15 protein-coding genes, 1 pseudogene and 1 riboswitch are annotated in these 21,071 nt (G+C 28.9%); of the genes and pseudogenes, 3 read left to right on the top strand and 13 right to left on the bottom strand.

Translation table 11 applies throughout. From position 1 onward, the window contains the following. Positions 1–246 precede the first annotated feature (246 nt). The 3 genes from D2A34_RS19240 to D2A34_RS27065 form a co-directional block, all read right to left on the bottom strand. Complete coding sequence (locus tag D2A34_RS19240) at positions 247–1,788, bottom strand: histidine kinase N-terminal 7TM domain-containing diguanylate cyclase (RefSeq protein WP_119367665.1); 1,542 nt, start codon at positions 1,786–1,788, stop codon at positions 247–249. 136 nt (positions 1,789–1,924) lie between these two features. Then, the gene (locus D2A34_RS19235) at positions 1,925–3,643 is read right to left on the bottom strand and encodes a methyl-accepting chemotaxis protein (protein ID WP_119367664.1); all 1,719 of its coding nucleotides are present in this window, start codon (positions 3,641–3,643) and stop codon (positions 1,925–1,927) included. 232 nt (positions 3,644–3,875) lie between these two features. Then, on the bottom strand, positions 3,876–4,031 hold the full coding sequence (locus D2A34_RS27065) for a hypothetical protein (RefSeq protein ID WP_207669029.1): 156 nt from the start codon (positions 4,029–4,031) through the stop codon (positions 3,876–3,878). 84 nt (positions 4,032–4,115) lie between these two features. Beyond that, positions 4,116–4,199, bottom strand: a riboswitch (cyclic di-GMP riboswitch). A gap of 940 nt (positions 4,200–5,139) precedes the next feature. Here D2A34_RS27065 and D2A34_RS19230 point away from each other — a divergent pair. Then, a complete protein-coding gene (locus tag D2A34_RS19230) occupies positions 5,140–5,349 on the top strand; it encodes a cold-shock protein (RefSeq protein WP_119367663.1) in 210 nt (69 codons plus the stop codon). Between the two features lie 57 nt (positions 5,350–5,406). Here the strand turns inward: D2A34_RS19230 and D2A34_RS19225 are convergent, their stop codons facing one another. The 4 genes from D2A34_RS19225 to D2A34_RS19210 form a co-directional block, all read right to left on the bottom strand. Continuing rightward, a complete protein-coding gene (locus tag D2A34_RS19225; protein WP_119367662.1) occupies positions 5,407–6,360 on the bottom strand; it encodes an L-lactate dehydrogenase in 954 nt (317 codons plus the stop codon). Positions 6,361–6,389: 29 nt separating this feature from the next. Continuing rightward, a complete protein-coding gene (locus tag D2A34_RS19220) occupies positions 6,390–7,412 on the bottom strand; it encodes an ABC transporter substrate-binding protein (protein WP_119367661.1) in 1,023 nt (340 codons plus the stop codon). A gap of 721 nt (positions 7,413–8,133) precedes the next feature. Beyond that, positions 8,134–9,066: an acetamidase/formamidase family protein gene (locus D2A34_RS19215; RefSeq protein ID WP_119367660.1), complete on the bottom strand. Its 933-nt coding sequence runs from the start codon at positions 9,064–9,066 to the stop codon at positions 8,134–8,136. A 72-nt stretch (positions 9,067–9,138) separates the two neighbouring features. Beyond that, a complete protein-coding gene (locus D2A34_RS19210; protein WP_119367659.1) occupies positions 9,139–10,188 on the bottom strand; it encodes a P-loop NTPase family protein in 1,050 nt (349 codons plus the stop codon). A gap of 443 nt (positions 10,189–10,631) precedes the next feature. Between D2A34_RS19210 and D2A34_RS19205 the strand changes: the two are divergent. After that, positions 10,632–11,849: pseudogene (locus tag D2A34_RS19205) on the top strand (NAD(P)/FAD-dependent oxidoreductase). A gap of 56 nt (positions 11,850–11,905) precedes the next feature. Here the strand turns inward: D2A34_RS19205 and D2A34_RS19200 are convergent. Beyond that, complete coding sequence (locus D2A34_RS19200; protein WP_119367658.1) at positions 11,906–13,171, bottom strand: radical SAM/SPASM domain-containing protein; 1,266 nt, start codon at positions 13,169–13,171, stop codon at positions 11,906–11,908. 3 nt (positions 13,172–13,174) lie between these two features. Beyond that, complete coding sequence (locus D2A34_RS26875) at positions 13,175–13,327, bottom strand: hypothetical protein (protein ID WP_009171007.1); 153 nt, start codon at positions 13,325–13,327, stop codon at positions 13,175–13,177. Positions 13,328–13,786: 459 nt separating this feature from the next. On the opposite strand from D2A34_RS26875, the gene D2A34_RS19195 reads away from it, so the two are divergent. Then, positions 13,787–14,611 carry a C45 family peptidase gene (locus D2A34_RS19195; protein ID WP_119367657.1) on the top strand — a complete coding sequence of 275 codons (825 nt, stop codon included), beginning with the start codon at positions 13,787–13,789 and terminating at the stop codon, positions 14,609–14,611. Positions 14,612–15,244: 633 nt separating this feature from the next. Here the strand turns inward: D2A34_RS19195 and D2A34_RS19190 are convergent. From D2A34_RS19190 to D2A34_RS19175, 4 genes are all read right to left on the bottom strand, one after another. Then, the gene (locus D2A34_RS19190) at positions 15,245–15,439 is read right to left on the bottom strand and encodes a hypothetical protein (RefSeq protein WP_119367656.1); all 195 of its coding nucleotides are present in this window, start codon (positions 15,437–15,439) and stop codon (positions 15,245–15,247) included. Between the two features lie 124 nt (positions 15,440–15,563). Further along, positions 15,564–16,646: a hypothetical protein gene (locus D2A34_RS19185; protein WP_119367655.1), complete on the bottom strand. Its 1,083-nt coding sequence runs from the start codon at positions 16,644–16,646 to the stop codon at positions 15,564–15,566. Positions 16,647–17,077: 431 nt separating this feature from the next. Continuing rightward, complete coding sequence (locus D2A34_RS19180) at positions 17,078–19,498, bottom strand: DUF2357 domain-containing protein (RefSeq protein WP_119367654.1); 2,421 nt, start codon at positions 19,496–19,498, stop codon at positions 17,078–17,080. Next, positions 19,473–20,987, bottom strand: coding sequence for an McrB family protein (locus D2A34_RS19175; protein ID WP_119367653.1), 1,515 nt, complete (start codon positions 20,985–20,987; stop codon positions 19,473–19,475). Before D2A34_RS19175 ends, D2A34_RS19180 begins: the two co-directional genes overlap by 26 nt. Positions 20,988–21,071: the final 84 nt, after the last annotated feature.

The raw sequence follows: 21,071 nt of genomic DNA, 5'->3' as shown, positions 1-21,071 counted from the left end.
AAGTATTAAACATTGAAGAGGCTTAATTTTAATCCCATTCATATATTTACATAATTCCTCACTAAAAAATAATTATAACATATAATCACAAAGACATCTCAATTTTCTGTTTTTACTTTGATTACAGATCAAATTTTTCACACAAGAATTCATTTGTCTTTTCCTTAAAATAATTAAAATAACAAAATGCATTAACTTAAGAACCTCACTTCTATCAATCAATGCATTTATAATTATCTACCTTAATTATTCACTATACTCTATTCGATTTCTTCCATTTTGCTTAGCTTTGTATAATAAATCATCAGCATTTTTTAGTAATTCTACAGAAGATTCATTTCTACATTGTTTTATTCCAATGCTTACTGTTAATTTAAGAAAATTATTAAATTTATATTTCGCAATTGAATTTCTTATTTTTTCACCTATATCGTATGCTTTATCTATTCCTATTTGCGGGAGTATTATTATAAATTCTTCTCCCCCAAATCTTCCAACATATCCACTATCATTAATATTGTCCACTAAAATGTCAGCTAATGTTTCTAAAACATAATCTCCGAATAGATGACCATACGTATCATTAACATTTTTAAAGTAATCAATATCAATCATCATTAATGATAATTCTCTTATATTTCCTTCTAATTTAATCTTATTTATTTCTTTTTCGATTATTTCAATTGAATATTTGTGATTATAGAGTTTAGTTAAGCCATCTCTAATAGTTTTTTCCTGTAATTGTTTATTTTTTCTTCTCAATTCATGTTCTATACTAATATCTTGTATTACAAGAGCTGCTCCCAGAAAATCATTAAATTTATTATCACAAATAGGTATGACAGTAATGTTTGTTGGAATTATTTTATCATTATTACCTATGATTTCTATATCATTACATTTCTTAGATTGTTTCTGATTATTGCATTCGTGAATTTTCCCTATGATATCTTCATTAAATAGCGTATTGATATTTTTATTAAGTATTTCACTCTTTTCAAAATTCAACAGATTTAGAGTATGTGCAGAAACTCTAATAATATCAAAGTTTTCATTTACTAAAATAATTATATCCATAATTTCATTTTCAATTTCTTCTATTAAAAATTTTTCAGGAATCCTTAAAAACTTATATTTAGTAATTACTATATAATTACCTATTATCATAATAACAGAATATAATTGTCCCATTAATGGAAAATTATTAACTCCAAATAACGGCATAATAGTTTGAGTTATCAAGTTTAGGCAAAATGGTATTACACTTGATAAAACTAATATCTTTGATTGATATTTAATTCTTTTACTATCAGCTTTTAATCCCCAAACGAATATAGTTATTATACTAATAATTAAAAAAATAAAATTATATAAAAAATCACCAATATAAAAAATAGTCGTTATAAATGGTGAAGTATTAATATTAACCCCAAACAGAAATACTGCCATATAAAAAAATATAATTGCTGGAGAAAATATAGCAACTTTAACTATTCTTTTCTTAATGATTTTTTTCTCTGTAATCAAAAGAACTAAATATAACGTAATGGCACTGAAACTGCACCATCCTATCGCAGAAATCTTGTTCCACAGCGAAAAACTATATTGATCCTTAGATACATATGCAAAAGCATATGCAAATGACCAAATAGCATAACTTGTACATAATGAAAGAAACACTCTGTTAATAATTGATTTTTTATTCTGCCTAAAAGTGAAAATTCCAATATGCATATATATGTATACAGAAACTAGCGAAAGCGCTGAAAATAAACTAACAACATCCATACATATTACCCCATTTATATAAAATTATAATATATAAGTTTCAATTAATTAAATTCACAAATTAGAATTTGTGTGTAAGTTAAATCATAGGTAAGAACTAAAAGATAATAGGTAAAAGTTTATGAACAGAATTTATTTATATTTTAAATTTATAAATTATTTCATTAAGCTTTTGAGCAAGTTCTGCTTGGCTTTGTGCCGTTATTTCTACTTGTTCTATAGCTTTCGTAGTTTCATTCATACTCTCTCTTATTAGTTCTGCTTCTTCACTTGATTTTTGTGAAGACAATGCCATTTCTTGGACAGCCTCATTAACTTGTCCAACTGTAGCCGTTATTTCTTCAGACATAGCAGCAATTTCATAAGACATTTTGCTAACAAAATCAGAATCGCTATAATACTGATTTCCCACTTCACTATACTCATTAAATTGTTCATTTACCTGTGTATTTATAAATTTTAATATATCGCTGCCAGTATCAATACTGACTTTAAATGCATTCTGGACCTTAGTGATAGTATCTTGAATATTTATTGCCGCTTCTGCGGATTGCTCTGCAAGTATTTTAACTTCATCTGCAACTACTGCGAAGCCTTTTCCCTGATCACCCGCTCTTGCAGCTTCTATTGAAGCATTTAACGCCAATAAATTTGTTTGTTGTGCTATACCTCCAATTGTATCTGCCATAACTTTAATACTATCAACCACTTTTCCATCTTCAATAGCCTTTGCCATTTTTTCTTGTTTTTCAGCAGAAAGCTTTCTTGTTTCTTCAATAGCTTTTTGATTATTATTTTTAATTTTTGTAGATCTTTCTTTAGACTGATCCGCATTATTACTTCCTTCTATAGCTTTTGAAGAAAGGGTATTAACATTTGAATCCACCTCTTCAATTGATGAACTTATTTCCTCTGTCGTAGCACTGGCATTTTGCATACCATCCACAATATTGATAACTGATCGTTCTATAATATCAGCTTTAGTTGATAACTCTTCAACCGTTGCTGAAAGTTCTTCTGATGATGCACTTATGTCTTGGGAATTTTCCATAATTACTTTTATTAATTCTCTTATATTTTCTTGTGCAATATTTAAAGCTGCACCTGTTTGTCCAAATTCGTTGTTACCTATGACTTTAATTGGCGTTCTAAAATCGTAATTTGATAGCCTTTGTGCTAACTCTTTTGTTCTGTTTAGTGCATTTATTATATTTTTACTTAGGAAATATGCAATTAAAATACCTATTAAAAATGCTATAGCTGTAAGTATAATTATTTGCCTTGTAACTCTTGCAAATTCAGCATTATTATCTATATTAGCTTTTTCTGCCAATTCTTGATTTACTTGAATAGATTTTTCTAAATTATCATACGCTTGACTATTTAATTTATCTCCATCTGTTTGGTAGATTTGAAATGCCTCTTCTTCTTTTCCTTCCTTCGTCAGTTCAGCTAGTTTAAGTTGAAGCTCTTCATATTTTGTCATAGCACTTTTAAAATCTTCATAATATTTATCTTCTTCTGATGACATTGATGGTAAAAGTTCATATTCATTTTCCAACTTTTTATTGCTATCCATTACCGCTTTTATATCTTTCACTCTCTTATCTATAGTAGATTTATCTTTGTCAAAAATTATTTTAAGCACTTTAACATTAGTGTATTGAAGATTCTGTTCAATTGTCTTTAAATTTCTAATAGATAGTAAATAATTACTATACATTTTCTCAGCATTTTTATTTATTCTCCAAGAAATATATTGCCCTTCTGCCCCTATAAAAACTATAAAAGTGCAGATTAATAAAAATGCAGCTATAAGCTTTTTCTTAATACTTAAATCTGTAAAAAATTTCATTTAAAATTCTCCCTTCAATTCTGTAATATTTTATTTACTAAATTTACTATTTAATAGTCAAAACATCTACAACCGTTGACTTAAAATGCATTCTTCTACTATTCATTATAATTTCAACATCAGCTCCATGTGGAATTGGTTCCTTGTGTGATATCTTAAAAGAAAGTGCATCTTATACACCCGCTGCTGATAGTATACGTACTACCTATAGTATATCTTTACCTTTTTGGTTTTATCTGAATATTCTAGGAGCTTTTTTAGACTCCTCTGCTATTCCAATTATAATCCCTATTATAAATCCAAAGCCTAATGATGAAAATAGAAATTTTCTTATTACACCTTTATTAAACATATGAACTCCCAGTATCCCCTTTAATTTCTCTAACATTTAAATTCAATATTTTTCTGTTATTACAATTACGTAAAAAAGCCAATTTAGATTTAATTATATTTTTATATTAAGTATAATTAAATCTAAATTGGTCGGTTGCACCACTGACTCAAAATTCTTAAGGTGCCCATATTCTAAGAATTTTTCATTGTCTCCAATTTTAAGTTATTCAAGTTTATTCTTTATAAAAATTATTCATATTTTAGAATATAATGACATACTATCACAACATTTTATAAAAATCAATAAAGTGTGGTTAAGTTAAAACTTTTAACTGACTATCACTCTAAGTTTGATAACTTCTTCTAATTATATTCTAACCTCATTTAATTATTTCGATTATATTTCCTCATTTCTCAATTTTCTTATTTTTCTAAAAAACCTTGAGAAATCTTCTTTTAATATCCTTGAAATAATTCTGCAATACAACTTCCATTAACTATTTTAAAATTCATTTTTCGTATCATGTATATTTAAAATAAAACTACACATATTAATATCATAAGGAACATAACAGTCGAGCAAAGATTTATATATGCTCTTGATATAAGGGTGTATATAAGTCGAACAAAGATTTTATAATGGTTATAACATATAGTTGTTATAATAGTCGGCGATAAGATTTTATATGGTGGGGAAAAGTTTTATTATAGTTGATTTATATCTATTATATTAGTACTCCAACTTAGTGTATAAGGTCGAGTTAACATTATTTAATGTGTTGAATTGATTTAATATAGCCGTGAGGTTATATTAAGTTGAATAAATATGTTACGTGGTGGAGCGAAACATAATAATTGGTTGTGATTTGTTGTATTATAGTCGAAAGATTATAATATGATGCTAAACTATCTCTTATTGTGCTAGTGAAGATTGTTATGCTCTTTAAAAAACCGTATTTAGTATATATCTATGCTAAATACGGTTTTTTAATCTTAAATGTACTAATTAAGGCACTGTTAAGTAAACTCGCTCTCTTTTCCATATTTACTTTCAACATTTATACTGCCACCATGTAATAGATTGATAGATTTAACCTTTGAATAAAATCCATTCTTTTAACAAAGACTATAAGATATATTTATTGCAAAAGGAGGAATTTCTCATGGCTAAAGTTACTGGTGTAGTTAAATGGTTTGATACAGAAAGAGGCTATGGATTTATATCTTGTGACAAAGGAGACGATGTTTTTGTACATCATTCTCAACTTAAACATAATGGACCTGATAAAGATCTGCATGAAGATGAAAGTGTTACCTTCGACATTGAAAGTGGCGAAAAGGGACCTATGGCTATAAATGTTCAAAAATTGTAATAAAAATATCTAATTTAACTGCAAAAAAAGAACCCTTGTTTGAGGGTTCTTTCAGCTTTAAAGCGTATTGGCTTTCTCTATATATTCTTTTAAAACTCCACATGTATGATTAAATTGTGATTTTTCTTTTTCCGTTAAGTTTATTTCTACAACTTCTTCTACTCCATTTTTACCTAATATAACAGGTACACTTGCAAAAACATTTTCTTCACCATATTGTCCTTCTAATAATGTAGATGCAGGAAGTATTCTCTTTTCATCATGAAGTATTGCTTTAACTATTTCACTTAAACCTACGCCTATTCCAAACTCTGTACATCCCTTTCCAGCGATTATCTCATATGCTGCATTTGCTGTTCTACTAGTTAACTCATCTAGATTAAGCTTTCCATAAGTTTCTGGTTTTTCTTTCATCAAATCAAATAATGGTTTTCCACCAAAATATACATGTGACCATGGTACCATTTGTGAATCCCCATGTTCTCCCATGCAATATGCTTGTATAGATTTTTGATCTATGCCTGTTTCATCTGATAATATTCTTCTAAGCCTTGATGAATCTAACGTTGTTCCAGTTCCAAATACTTTATTTCTCGGAAAACCTGTTTTTTTCCATATATAATGAGCTATTACGTCTACTGGATTTGATATAACTATAAATATACCATTAAATCCTGATTCTAGTATTGGATCTATTATAGTATTTACTTCTTTTATTGTATCTTCTAAGTAATCTAAACGTGATTTATTATCCTCTGGTGGAATTCCAAGACTTACTACTACAATATCTGCATCTTCGCAATCCTTAAAAGTTCCCTTTTTACTTTTTACATAATGAGGTAAATATGAAACTGTATCACTTAAATCAACTGCTTCTGCATTTGCCTTCTTTTCTATTTTATCAATCATTACAATTTCATCACATATCCCCTGTATTGCTAGCGAAAATGCACAATGTGAACCTACATTTCCACTTCCAACTATTACTATTTTCCTAGTCTTTATACTCATTTTTAATCATCATCTACTTTCATTAATAATTACGATTCAACTATACCGCCTGTTGCTTTTTCAGCATTAGCTTCTATATCTGATGGAATCTTAATATTCAATTTCTTTGCAACATCTGTATTTATAACAACTTTTATTTCACTTAATTTTGTTATTTCAATTTCTGAAGGCTTCTTTCCCCCGAATATCTCTGCAGCCTCAAAGCCTGCTTCTTTTCCTAATTTATAATAATCTATACCTAAAGTTGCAAGAGCACCTTTACTAATTGCAGCATCTTCAGCACCAATTACAGGAATGTTTTTTTCTAAACAAAGCTTACCTACGAGTGTATAGCTTGAAGCTACTGTATTATCTGTTGGTGTATATAGTGCATCAATTTCACCAAGAGCACTTGCCAAATTTTGGCTTATTTCATTTGTATTAGTGACTCCTATTTCTTTTACTGTAATTCCATGTTTTTCTGCTTCAGCCTTAAATTCATTAACTTGAATTACAGCATTAGTTTCTGAAGTGTTGTAAATAACCCCTACAGTTTTAGCCGTTGGAATTAACTTTACTAATAATTCCATCTGCTTATCCACTGGAGTCTTATTTGATGTACCAGTAACATTAGTACCCGGACTCTTCCAATCCTTTGCAACTCCTGCTTTCACTGGATCTACTACTGCAGAACATACTATTGGTATATCTTTAGTAGCATTGTATGCCGCTTGAACTGCTGGTGTTGCAATTGCAAAGATCAAATCCTTCTTACTATCTGCAAATTGTTTAGAGATAGTTTGTGCATTTGCTTGTTCACCTTGAGCATTTTGCTGCTCAATTTTTATGTTTTTTCCTTCTTCATATCCTTTTTCTTTTAATCCATCAATAAAACCTTTATTAGTTAAATCTAATGCGTCATGTTGTACTAATTGTATAATCCCAATATTTTTTACTTCTGATGAAGTAGTTTTCTCTTTGCTAGAACCTGTTGTATCTTGTCCACATCCCGAAAGCATTCCACCTACTAAAACTGTACATAATAACACTGCTAATTTTCTTTTTCCTACCATATTACTGTCCTCCTAATTTTTCAATTTCACAATTAACACTTTCCTACTATACTACCATTTTCACTACCATTGTGATAATTTTCTTTGTATTTTCATAATAATTCGGTAATAATTTACCAATCTTTTTGTTATAATATCATAATTTATAATAGTTGTAAAGTTAAGACAATACTTAATCTAAGCTAAACGTATTTAAAGAAATTAATCCTTTTGCAGTTCATGATTTTATATATTTTCAAGAAAAGAAAAACTTAAATATTTTATATAGAATATAAAAAATAAACCTAACACTGGAAATATTTCCAGGTTAGATTTATTTAAGTTCTGTTCAAAATATAAGATAAACATTAATACTCATGCAGTTGCATCTCTACACTTTTTCTATTTCAATTTCTAAAATCTTTTCTAATAACTCCTTGCAAATTTCTTTATCGCTCATAGCCTTTGAAAAAAGATATGCTAAAATACTGGTAGACGGCTTCAAAGAAGATTATATTGCAAATAGTGATTCATTTTTACTTGGCAATTTTTAGGTCTCAGAAAAATTAGTGAGGATTCTGTGACTCATTTGCTTATGCTCGCATATGGAAAATCCTGTTTCCCCTAGGGGTGCTTCTGAAGTCCGAAGGACTGAAGTTGCTTATGGTCTTGACCCCTTTGCGAAGGAAATATGACTAAGCTTGCTACGAGCGACTTGAACAGCCATCTCTGAATATGCTGATTATCTCAATGCACCATGGGGAAGTACAGCATGCACGCCTTTAACTCCGTTTACAACTTGAGTAATTCTTAAATCAACTACTGTACTTCCTAATGCAATTGCTTCTACTCTGTTTAAGTTAAATAGGCTACACATTAGGTTTATCATACCATCCATAGCCTGAACAGTAGCTTCATTCAAATCTTCATGAAATCCAAAACTGACCCAGCCATTAGGAGTATTAGCAATTGGCATTGTAAGGTGCATGTCTTTATGCACTGTAAATGTTAGCTCAACAAATTCAATGGGACACTCGATTGCTTGACAACTGATTTCGCCATCACCTTGTACAGCATGTCCATCACCAACAAAAAAATAAGCACCATCTACTGGAATTGGAAGATATAAGATACTTCCCTTACCTAACTCTTTGCAGTCAATGTTTCCTCCACAAAATCTTGGAGGCCATGTAATATGTATTCCCTCTTCTTCTGGTGGCATTGCATATATTCCCATAAAAGGTTTCAACCCTACAGAAAATTCTCGCCCATTTATTTCTGTCCTTCCAATCATACTTTTTTTATCTAATTCCCATTGAAGATTAATTTCTTCGCAAGTGGTTAAACCAAGTTTTTGATTTTGCCAATTTGGATATTTACCAGCCGACGTAAATCCAAAAGGGCCAGGAATAACTTCATTTATTCTTACTCCAAGTGTCATTCCTTTTTTTGCTTCTGTAATTTTTATAGGACCACAGAGAGCATGCCCCCAATCTATATCTCTTCTTTCAAAGGGCTTTATTCTCTTTCCTTCATCAGATGGAGTACCCCATCCAGCATCAAAACATGAATATTGAACTGTATCTCCAGAATTGATTGTTAATATTGGATCAAATTCAGCAGATAACGATCCATATAAACTTGTTCGATTTGGTATTACTTTGAATATTTCCATGAAATAACCTCCTATAATAAATTTCTTATAAACTATGACATTCCTAATATTTACAGATTAATTTTTAAACTTCTATGAAAGTTTCCCAATATACTGAAGGGATGAAACATTTGTGGTATCAAACATTCCATCAAGTATTTTATTGACATCATCAAGTGTGTCTTGAAGCCTTACATATGTACCTTCTTTACCTGTATAAGGTTCGGCCACATAGAAAAATTGAGACAAATAAGCTTCAAGGCGTTCACCTCTATTATATGTCTGCACCTCAGAGGCAGGAAGACTATTAAAACCACGAACGCTTACCAAAGCTTTTAACTCACGATATCTACGCAGCAATTTTTTTGCACGTTGTTGCGTAGAAAAATGAATTGGGTCTAAATTCTCGCCTTCTAAAATAGAAGATGTAGAGTATATGGGGTTTATTGCTGGAAACTTATCTCTTGCCGCAAGCTCTGCATCAAACTGCCATAAGTTCTCAAGAGGGCCGTAGGGTAAATCTTCATCAACCACTTCTCCTTTTAAATCAACAAGGAATGTTAAAAAAGATTGTATACCAACACTTACCAACCGTTCCTGCAAATCATAGATTTCACCAGTTATAACATTAGACCTGTCAGCAGCAAATGCAACCTCATTGTTATTACCGATCTTTACTATTTCTTCATATACTTCATCAATGGTATGGAGAATAATTAAATCTACATTCTCAAAACCATTTTTTAATTCCACTGGCTCTCCCTCAGGCATAAGCAGAATCGTGGCATAACCATCTTTTTTTAATCTATAGAACATTTCGGCAAGCAGGACTAACTGCCCCATTCCAGGGCGAGCTACCAAACCAACAGTTCCACCCTTAGTTAGTGGTGCAAATAAATCTAGAACTTTGATTCCTGTTTCGATCATTTTAATCTTCTCCCCCCTTAATATTAATTCATCCATACTACATTTAGCCAAGGATGCAAGTGCAACTAATGTGCGAACTTCAGCACGAGAAATGGAAATCTTTCCAGTACATAAATCAGAAACCGTTGCAGGTCGCAAACCAACAGAGCGAGCAGCACTAGTTAAATTAGGGACTCGACGGCGTAACAAGGGTACATTCAAACTTATATTTTCCAAATCATTCACTCCTAATTATTATTTATATCATTATATATCAAAATACTTTTCAAAGCAATTGTTTTTACGCTTTAAAGTATTTTTAACTGTATGATTTATTATAAAATAAGCTCGTCGTTGCGATATAGTAATAAACTATTTATATTGAAGGTACTTCTTAAATAATTTAGGTCCTTTGTTCTTTTTTCCTAATGTTTACTTCTGAATTTTTATTTTCTCTAGAATATTATTATTTATAAAATTTAATAATAAATACTGTGTAATAAGCAAAAATATATAGTACATAAAGCAAATTTAAATCAGGATGATATAAATTTATATAAAAGCAAAGTATATGAAATCTTAAAAAATAAAACAGGTAAAAATAATTACATAATTATTGCTAAAGATATATTTAAAATATAAAAATAATTAAAAGAAAAATGATTACAAGGAGGACTTTAATGTACATTAAATATGTTCAGGGAAAACCACTATTTACACATATAAATAATGATAAAAAGCAATACTCATACTTAACAGAGGATATAGAAACTGAAATCTGCATAATAGGTGGTGGAGTTACAGGTGCAATAGCATCGTATTATTTTAGTAAAAATAATATAAAAGCAGTTGTTTTAGAAAAGAAAAGGATAGCTCACTTAAGTACAAGTGTAACTACATCACTTTTACAATATGAACTTGATGATAACTTATCTGATCTTAAAACATATACTACATTAGAAAATGCCTTAAGATCCTATAATTTAGGCCTTAAAGCATTAGATGAAATAGAAAACTTCATAAATAAATACGGCAATAAATGCGATTATAAAAAAAGAAATACATTATTATATACTTCTAAGAAAAATGACATAAAGAGTATAAAAACGGAATATGACCTTAGGAAAGAAAATGGATTTGATGTTGAATATATAGATTAAAGCAGCAATAAATATGACTTTGACCTTAAAGCTGGTATAATATCAAAAAATGGAGGTGCAGAATTAGATCCATATAAATATACAAATGAACTGCTAAATGTATCATGTGGTATGGGCGCAAAAGTATACGAAAATACTGAAGTCGTTGATTTGCTTCATCATGAGGATTATATTGATGTAATAACTGAATTTGGATATAAAGTGAGAGCAAAAAAAGTAATAGTAGCAACCGGATATAATACTAAATTGTTTACAGATAGAAATTTTGGAACTATGACAACTACATTTAATATAGCTACTAAGCCAGTTTCTAGCTTTAAGGGCTGGGAAGAGAAAATACTTATAAGAGATAATGGTGATCCATATAATTATTTACGAACTACAATGGATAATAGAATTATAATCGGTGGAGAGGATGTTACCTTCATACCAGATATATTTAATGAAAAATTAGCTGATAAAAAATATGACATATTAGAGAACAAATTAAAATCCATGTTTAAAAATATTGAAAATATCGAAATAGAATATAAATATTGTGGCGCCTTTGCATCAACACCTGATAACTTAGGTTTTGTAGGTCCAGGTCCTAAACATAATAACTTGTGGTATCTATTAGGTTATGGCGCAAATGGAATTATATTTGCAATACTCGGAGCAATGATGTTAACTGAATTATATGATGGTAAAGTAAATGAAGATATGAAATTATTTAAAGTTAATAGATTTGATAATTAAAATATATTTTTATAAAGCTGAGACTTTTTAAATATATAAAATCTCAGCTTAATCAGCTACTTTTTCCATTCACCTAAATATGGATTATAATTGCACATTTTTCCTTTAGAATAAATATCTCCATTTTCAGTACATATTGGCCTACAGTCATTGCAAACATATTTATATTCACAATCCTTGCATTCATTAATAAAGTCCTTTGAGACACTCCAAAATTTTGTAATCAAATAGTCATCAATAATATTATTCATATCATTTATTCTAATATTAAACCTTTTGTCTATAAAATCATTTCCCATTATGCATGGTGAAACATACCCATCACACGTAATGTTTATCTTTCCCTGCCAACAGTTATTTCCCGAGTAATTTTTTAAAAACTGTGATTCATTTACCGGCTTAAAATTAGGTTTATTTCTAATTCTTTGAAATTTAGTTTCTAATTCCGATGGAATTAAATTTTTTTTAGATATTCCAACATCTCTTACTATGTCTATTTTGCTGCGAACTCCTGTTAATTCATATATGTAATCTTGTATTTCTGAAATATCATTAAAATTATAACTCATTACTGCGCTATTAGCTTTAACATAAACTCCAAATTCTTTCAACTTCTTTATATTTGATATTGTAATATTGAAACTTCCATCTTTTCTAGTTATTTTATCATGAATTTCTGCTTTATTTGAATAAATTGATGTGATTACTTTAACCTTATTTGATACAATGGCTTGTATTATTTTTTCTGTTAATAAAGTCAAATTTGAGTAAAGTATTAATTCTGATTCCGAACATATTTCTTTGAAATAATTTATAATATCTATAATCCCATTAAATAATAGTGGTTCGCCACCAATTAAAATTATTTTTTTAGGTTTAAATTTCTTCAATTGATTGATTATTCTTTTCCAATCCTCAACATTTAATAAATTTAAACCTTTATCGCTGCTGCTATTACAATCCATATAACAATGGCAACAATTTAAATTGCAAGCTTTTCGTAATTCAAACCATACAGTAGATAATTTTCTATCAATAACCTTTTCCTTAGTATAATTTCCACAAACTGTTTTTTTACTAGAATAATACCCCAAATTTTTACTAATGAGTAAATCCAAATATTTTTTAAATCTATTGTTTTCTTCTGGTGTAAATTCTGCTAAAACCTTTTCCACAGATTCACCATTTAAAAGCTTATTTAGATAATATTTTGAATTGCTATCTATAGAAAAAAGTCTACTGCAATTTAAATCTTGAAGTAAACCACGCTTTGCCCCTTGAATTAATATTACATTTTCATTTAGTACAAAATAGCTTTTCATATCCTAATATATATCCTCTCCATCATCTGGCTCTGGATCTGGATACCCATTTGGCATACAATCTTGTTCTTCAGTCGGATTACAATCGTCAAAAAAGTCTGGAAAACAAGCTCCACTAACATTATTATCACTAATTTCCACCAATTCAAAATTCATTTTATGTCCTCCTTTATAATTAAAAATTTAAAATGAGTAATCAATATTTACTAATAGATAATTCTATTATATCTTAGTTTGATTGTATTTAGAATAGAATGCGCCATAAAGCAAACGCTAGATGGCGCATTTTTGTTTCTGAAAAATGTATTAGGTTGATACATTGATGTAGCCAGTGATATCATTTAAATATAAGTTTAAGAAAGTAGTGAAGCCAATGGTAAAATAGCTAAATGATTCTCTAAATACTCTAAGCATATTAGGCACAATCACATAAATAACAAGTCAATTTGCCAGCCTATTTTCCATCATGCTTCGTCGGCAAATTGACCTAATAGGCCCGCTATGAGGGCAATTTGTCTCCTTGCCTGATGAAAAATATCCATGGTAACTTTGGACTTGTTATTTATTTTCATGTGCCTTATATGACAAAATTATAAATTAAAAGGAGGTTCTAAAATGTGTACAAGTTTTGCAGTATACGGTCAAGAAAAAACTATCTATGGTATGAATTTTGATACTGATGAAATTGATTTAAAACTGAAAGTCTTTTGTTATAATGATAAAAACATATTTTACTTTTCAGGCTTATTAGATAACATATACAGGGACATCGCTGGTTTTAATAGTGAGGGTCTTTTTATCTGTACTCAAGCAGTAAAATATAGTCCAGGTTTTAAATCAAGTTGTAATGAAAATGATTGGTTTGCTTTTGATATTTTTGACGAGGCGCTAAAGAAAACAAGAAAAACATCTGAATTTTTTGAAATTCTTAATAAAAGAGTAATCTCGTATCCTAGAAATCCATTATTCCCAGATTTAGGGCTACATACTATTATCGCTGATAAAACTGGTGATGCATTTATTCTGGAAGAAGGAATTGATACAAATATAATAAGTCGGATTAATAATGATTTTATTATTATGACTAATTTTCCAAATGGGGATTTTAAAGAAGCAAATTATAATAAAGTATATGGTATAGGTGCTGATAGATATATTTGTGCTCATGAATATATTGATAATAATATTCATAGCTTTGGTATAAATGAAGCTTTTGAAGTTTTAAGAAAAACTAGTCAGGAGAATACTTTGTGTTCAATAGTATTTGAACCGTTAAAAAATGAAGTTTATATTAGTTTTAAAACAGATTTAAGTAAAAAATGGAAAATTTCTATGATCGAAAAAACAATTCAATCATTGGATGGACTTTTAAGCAACAATAAAATTCATTTTACAAATGGAGAAATATTTGTGAATGATCTTATTAGCTTATATAAGTGAAAATCATTATAATAAAGAAGATCAATTGATAAGATAAATTTTTTTCGGGTATTCAAGAAAGCGTAGGGAATCGTCGCCCATGGAGATTTCTGAATCACAGGGCATGGTCAATCGCTTAACAACATTTTCACTCTTCGGGCGTGCTCATGGGTATGCGTGCCAAACCGTCTCACCGGGCGTACGCCGCAAAAGGGAAAGCCTCTGCCGGTCCGGTTCATCAGCTTCATGAAAACATTTTCCTACATTGACCAATTATTGTAATATAATTTGACATACCAAACTCTTGCTCATCAAAAATAAGCCATTTATATTTTATACTACATTTTAATACCATATTATAATTATTTCTGATTATTTTCCATAATCATTCAAAAAGCTTATATTTTCTAAATTTAAAAAAATAAGCTCTATTTATTTTTCTAAAAAACTATGAAAAATCCTCTTTCAATATGTAATGTCAGAAAGTTCAGTCATTTTCCTTCACAAAGACCCCCGGGGGTGCTTCTGAAACACGAAGTGTTGAAGTTGCCATTGCTTGTACAAGAAATTAGTACAATTTTCATTTGCGTTACCTAGCTTTCATGTTAATTTACTCCAAATATCATATAACTTTATTGTAAAGTACGATAATGGTTACTTAATCAAATTAAATTTTATATCTGGTCCTCCAATTTTCTCAGCATATCCTTCATATATTAAAATAGCTCCTACATAAGATGCCGTTGCAACCTTTGATACATTATTTATTAACCACTCACCAACACTTTTGTCAGGTGGATCAGTTCTTGAAGTGCCAATGTTAGTGGTTATACCAGAAAAGAATTTCAATAATTCTTTATATTTCTCTTCAGATATAGTTTTAAGTTCCCATTTCCAAAGTATATTGTTGTTCCAAGTTCTATTGATCCCTCATATTAAAATTTACTTCTTTCTCCCCAAGTTTTGAGTTCTATCATTTCTGTGGCACTTCCAAATTATAGTTTATTACGTAAGAATCCATTTTTCTTCTTAATGACAACCACTTCATAAAATAAGGTCTATCATTATTATTGGGGGTTTCATACCATTCTGAACATATGAAATATCTTTCTCCATAAGTTTCTACGCTGCCTGACCAATATCTATCAATTTTTCTGCTATTACCGATTGTATCTTTTACTAGTAATGGATATTGAATATCAAATATTTCTTTAGAATAATCTGCTGTTTGCATTTTTTCAATTTCCTCAACACTTATTTCGTTATTTTGAAGCATTTTAGTCAATATACTTCGTACGAGTACACCTATTTTCATTTCAGATAACCCGTTAAAATCTGTAACTTCAATTGCTTTGATTTGCGATGATTTCTTTATAGTAGTATTATTACTTTTTATATTATCCTTTTTATCTCCGCTAAACAGATTGTACATTTGGATACTTCTCATAAATAATTCAGATGTATCTGCTACCAAAGAAGATGAGGCAATAACAGGTTCTAGTATCTTTTCAGAAAAATCTTCATTTGCTATAAATCTTACTTTATATTTAAAATCCAGCTGATGAAATATATTATTTACATCTTGAAGATATGGATATACCATATCTAAAACACTATTATTTACTTTAGGTGTTGCGAAAATTATCTCACCCTCTTTATTGCCAAAATACCCATATAAACACATTGCTGTTCTTATAATCTTTTTTATTACCCTTGAGGCCGTTTCATTTTTATCACCATAATTGAGTCCTGCTTCATGAAATGCAACATCAATTGCATATAATTCCTTTGTATTTTCTTGCGAAATTGACATACCTATAACATCAATCTCAGCTTGCTGTAGTAACTGCATAAATGAGGAGTTTTTCTTATATAACTCAAATCCATACTTATTTCTAAAATGTTCACTTGATATAACCATTAAATTTTCAACTTCTTCTTTATGTAACAATTCCCATGATGATATAGACGGTTTCCAATTAGTCTGAACTAGCTGACAATTCTTTGAATGCCTTAACCACGATAAAAGTAATGACTCTCCTATTTCAATTTTCAAATTTAATCTCTCCCATCCTTAAATTCCTTTTAATTCATAATAACACAAAAAAATGCAGCCTGTCCCTAGCAATTATATCGCTATACACGGCTGCAATATTAAAAATTAATTATGTAATCCTTAAATTATATTCTTTATGAATACAAGCATTCTAATTATATATTTTTTTAACATTTAACTCTTTTGCCTATTGTTCCGTTTCGTATAATTTTATGACCACATCCACTTACATGATTGCTTACAGATTTAGTTTTAATAATCTCTTAAATCCATCTTTACGCTTTTCATAAAATCTAACTTCTACCGCACATCCATTTTCTTCACAATGCAAATTTCCTTTATAAAATTTTTCATAAATATTATTGTTGACATCGGTTGCCTCTATTGTTTCTATATCATTATTAATTTATGGACTTCTGAGGTTGCTATTGCTATTCCTTAATTAAAAGCCTCTTAATACTTTTCATCTGCCTCTTCAAAAACTCCTCCTTAGTAACCCTTATTACCTTTTCCCCTATTACACTCATGATATTTTCATCATCGACAATAATTTTCACATCATCTATATTAAAAGCTTTAATTTCACTTTTAGCATCAATACTACTATCTGTAAGAATGGATACTTCACTATATCTCCTTTTAAGCTCTATGAAAAGTCTGAATTCATCTTTTCTTTTTATACATAACTCAGTTATACTACTTGCATTATTAAGAAAATAAAAAGTTGTATAAATGAAGTTTCTAATTGGGTGATTTGATATTTCTATTTTATTTTCAAGCTTACGCCACTCTTCAATTTCAAATTTATAATATAGACTTTCATCTGCCTTTGGAAGCTCATATATTTCATTTCTTTTCACCGGGTTAATATTCTTAATTTTCCCATACCACAATATCCCCCCTGCGTCATGAAATTCACTTTTTGACTGATATAACGCAATATATTTAATATTGTTTTTAGCCAGATTGATTTTACTTTTTGGAATGTGGTAAAAGTTATATTTAATATTTACTTCCATCTGCTCTTTATTTTTTAATGATCCAACCAATACTTCTCTTTTACTGAAGTATTCATCCTTCAAATAATCATCTTTTCCAACTGGCTCTATTGCTCTTTCAAAGCTTGAATAAGAAGATTCATCAATGATTTCGTCTAGGAAATCTTCCATAAGTTTTGTTGTTGACGGCAGAAAAGGTATTGCTCCTATATTAACTTCTTCTATGCTCTTATAGAATGTATTGTTTTTAAATTCTTCTTCGTGGTTATAAGGAAACAATACAAAAGCTCCAAAAATACAGTTATTTATAAATGAAGCAGGATTTTTTATTTTATCTTTACGCTCTAATAATTTATCCTTGTTATAATCGTAAATAATTGCATCTCTGTATCTATGCATTGTATTAATATCTTCTTCTTTAGGTCCAATGCTTCCATACCTTTGAATATAATCTTGAGATGTTTCAATTTTATACTTTGCATCAAATATGAATTCATAAGATTTTTCACAGCCTTCTTTATGCATGGATAATATATTATCTGGCTTTTGTGATACTGTTTTTGAACTTCTTAGGGAATTATAATAAACCTTAAATTTCTCGTTTGTTTGTGGATTTTCATATGTAAGTGATGATTCTGCTCCTTTTGTAAGTAAAACAGTAATTCCATCCTTATTTATCTTTAAGAAATCTGAGCTTACTAATTTATATTTCTTTTTAAGCAATGAATTTATCTTTATAAAACACCAATATTCATATAATAATGAAAGCTCCTTCATGGAAAGGCTGAATATATTTGAACTGATACTTAACCCCTTTTGAAGCATAAGATAATATTTATATACTTCCTTATAGCCATTTCCCATAGAAAATACGAGAGAAAGATTTGCTTCATTAAATTCAGAAGGTATATTTCTCAAAATTGAAGCGTTAATTCTCTTATTTATTTCCTTTTTAAAGGTACTTAATTTGTTCAATACATCTATATCATTGTTATTACCCTTTTGATATTTAAGGATAAACTTATCTATTTTATTAATTATCTTTAACAACATAAACTTTAAGAATCTATTTTCTTTAGTGTTAGTTGTAACATTTTTCTTTGTAATTAATGCTTCTTTAGGCAAATATCTATCATTCACCTTTTCCATTAAATATGGTCTTTTTTCTAAATATTTAATGGTTTCATTCGATGCATTTTTTATTTTATAATATTTTACTATCTTTGACTCTTTTTGAAGTTCATGATATGGATTATACAATATTATATCTATTGATTTTTTTAATTTATCAAAGACATAGTTTAAAATACTGTAAAATTCACTGTTATTATTATTAGTTTTATTATTTATTTCAGAAGATAAATATGTTCTTGCTAAAAATCCATAAGCTAAGTTATAAATTTCTTCGCTTACATCATTTAAGATCGCCTTATAATCCTCTTTGTAACTTATCTTACTTGGATATACCTCCAAAGTAATTTCTAGTTCTGGTTTATTATTAACATTAACTAATAGATTGGTTATTCCAATATCTCCTCTAAAATCTATTACACCGCTTAAGTTCTTTGATTTTGAGGTTATAGGTGTCACTTTATTTCTTATATTAATATTTTCATGGTAAAAGTCTATGACAGCATCATTTTTACTTTGTATTATGATTTCATAATTAGTATATTCCTTAAGATACAATCCTTTTATATATTCAGCATCTGCTTCATGCAGCTCTTTACAAAATAAATCAATTTTAAAAATCGCCTCATCGCTTATGCCATATCTTTCACCTTTAAGTACAAATATTATTTTTTCTGTCTCTATAGATATGAGCTCATTATCGCCAGAAGGTTGTGAATCCATCTCTTATGAACCTCCTTATCATATAGATAAGTTTTTCATTGGTTAATTTGAATTTGTAATTTATCTTGTCAGAACCTTCATTTAAATCTGTAACTTTTTCATTTAGGTCTTTCAATTCTTTTTCTTCTAAATATTCTCTATTAGAAAATCTATAAGCATTAAATAATTCAAATATATCAAAAAGCATGTCCAAAACTTCACTACTGCTTCCACTTATTTTAGGGAGAATCTTTTGAACTACACATAAGTCAAAGGCTTCATCAAAGCTCATTAAATTATCTTTCAGCGCATAAATCATATAAAAAGTTATTTCATCTCTTACTCTATATCCAAAATGATAATTAAATTTTTCTAAAATGTTGTTAATTTTAATAAGTTTACTTATGGCCTTTTGAGCTGTATCTTTGTATTCTTTGCAATCTCTAACTTTTAAGAATTCTGATTTCAAGAAATCATTATGATAAATTTTAATTTCGTAATTAATATCTGAATTATCAATACTTGAATCGTCATCTTCAAAAGAATAACTTAAATCTACTTTATTAAATTCAATTGTATTTGCTCTATCCAGCACTTTTTTACTAAATGGAAAGGTTGTTTCATCCATATTTACTGTTCCTATAATATATAAGTTTTCAGGAATATAAACATCTCCATAAGTACTAATAGATACGGAATCCCTGCCTATCTGTTCTTCACTAAGGAGAGTATTAGTTATCATTTCATTATCTTCATTTACTATTCTTGTTTCCATAAGGGATAAAATGTCACTAAAATAATATTCAACTCTAGCTAAATTCATTTCATCTAAACAAATAAAATATGGTAACTCAGGATTCATCATAGCTTCATAACACACCTTAGTTATTATTCCAGGTGTAAATTTACCTTCAATATTCCTAAAACCCAAAAGATCAGTACTGTCAGACCAATCAGGTTTTACTGGAACTAAATTAAACCTTTTATTTTCTGCTGTAGCTCCAAGGGCTTTTGCAAATAGTTCTACAATTTTGCTTTTACCTGTGCCTGATATTCCTGTTAGGATTACGAATGGTTTTGTTTTTAATGATATGTAGAGATTTATAATTAATGATTTTTCATAAGTATAGCCTTGATTCGTTATATGTAGGAATATGTAATCTATTACCTGATCCATATTGAAATTTCTAACAATCTCAATTTCATCTTTTTCTTCATTACTTTCGTCAAATTCGCTCTTCTCTATAAATATTTTATATAATTTTAAAGCACATGAATATCTTGAATGCTCTTTTTCGTTTTTCTCAACAAGTATTTTGCTTTTCGAAAAATTATTTATAACCTTTTCTACATCTTCTGTATGTTTCATTTCAAAAATATTCATCTGCAATCCTAATTCTTTTTTAAATATTTCATCTATTTTATCAATCGCAGTTTTATAATTTCCAATCGTCTTTGCCTTATAATTATTTTCTCTCATCCATTTTTTAAAACTTTCAACATTATTCATACACAATAGTTCCTTCTTAGTTAATAATATTTAATTACAAAAATGTTTCCAACTCAAACTATATTTGATAACTAAAGCTTTTTC

It is taken from the genome of Clostridium chromiireducens (assembly GCF_003575225.1).
Classification (GTDB): Bacteria; Bacillota; Clostridia; order Clostridiales; family Clostridiaceae; genus Clostridium; species Clostridium chromiireducens.
The sequence above is the reverse complement of the archived record's forward strand: the minus strand, read 5'-3'. Positions and strand labels throughout refer to the sequence as shown.

Excerpts from the sequence above, each read along its gene's own strand:
- D2A34_RS19240 (WP_119367665.1), bottom strand. The coding sequence starts at position 1,788 with ATGGATGTTGTTAGTTTATTTTCAGCGCTTTCGCTAGTTTCTGTATAC.
- D2A34_RS19235 (WP_119367664.1), bottom strand. The coding sequence starts at position 3,643 with ATGAAATTTTTTACAGATTTAAGTATTAAGAAAAAGCTTATAGCTGCA.
- D2A34_RS27065 (WP_207669029.1), bottom strand. The coding sequence starts at position 4,031 with ATGTTAGAGAAATTAAAGGGGATACTGGGAGTTCATATGTTTAATAAA.
- D2A34_RS19230 (WP_119367663.1), top strand. The coding sequence starts at position 5,140 with ATGGCTAAAGTTACTGGTGTAGTTAAATGGTTTGATACAGAAAGAGGC.
- D2A34_RS19225 (WP_119367662.1), bottom strand. The coding sequence starts at position 6,360 with ATGAGTATAAAGACTAGGAAAATAGTAATAGTTGGAAGTGGAAATGTA.
- D2A34_RS19220 (WP_119367661.1), bottom strand. The coding sequence starts at position 7,412 with ATGGTAGGAAAAAGAAAATTAGCAGTGTTATTATGTACAGTTTTAGTA.
- D2A34_RS19215 (WP_119367660.1), bottom strand. The coding sequence starts at position 9,066 with ATGGAAATATTCAAAGTAATACCAAATCGAACAAGTTTATATGGATCG.
- D2A34_RS19200 (WP_119367658.1), bottom strand. The coding sequence starts at position 13,171 with ATGAAAAGCTATTTTGTACTAAATGAAAATGTAATATTAATTCAAGGG.
- D2A34_RS26875 (WP_009171007.1), bottom strand. The coding sequence starts at position 13,327 with ATGAATTTTGAATTGGTGGAAATTAGTGATAATAATGTTAGTGGAGCT.
- D2A34_RS19195 (WP_119367657.1), top strand. The coding sequence starts at position 13,787 with ATGTGTACAAGTTTTGCAGTATACGGTCAAGAAAAAACTATCTATGGT.
- D2A34_RS19180 (WP_119367654.1), bottom strand. The coding sequence starts at position 19,498 with ATGGATTCACAACCTTCTGGCGATAATGAGCTCATATCTATAGAGACA.
- D2A34_RS19175 (WP_119367653.1), bottom strand. The coding sequence starts at position 20,987 with ATGAATAATGTTGAAAGTTTTAAAAAATGGATGAGAGAAAATAATTAT.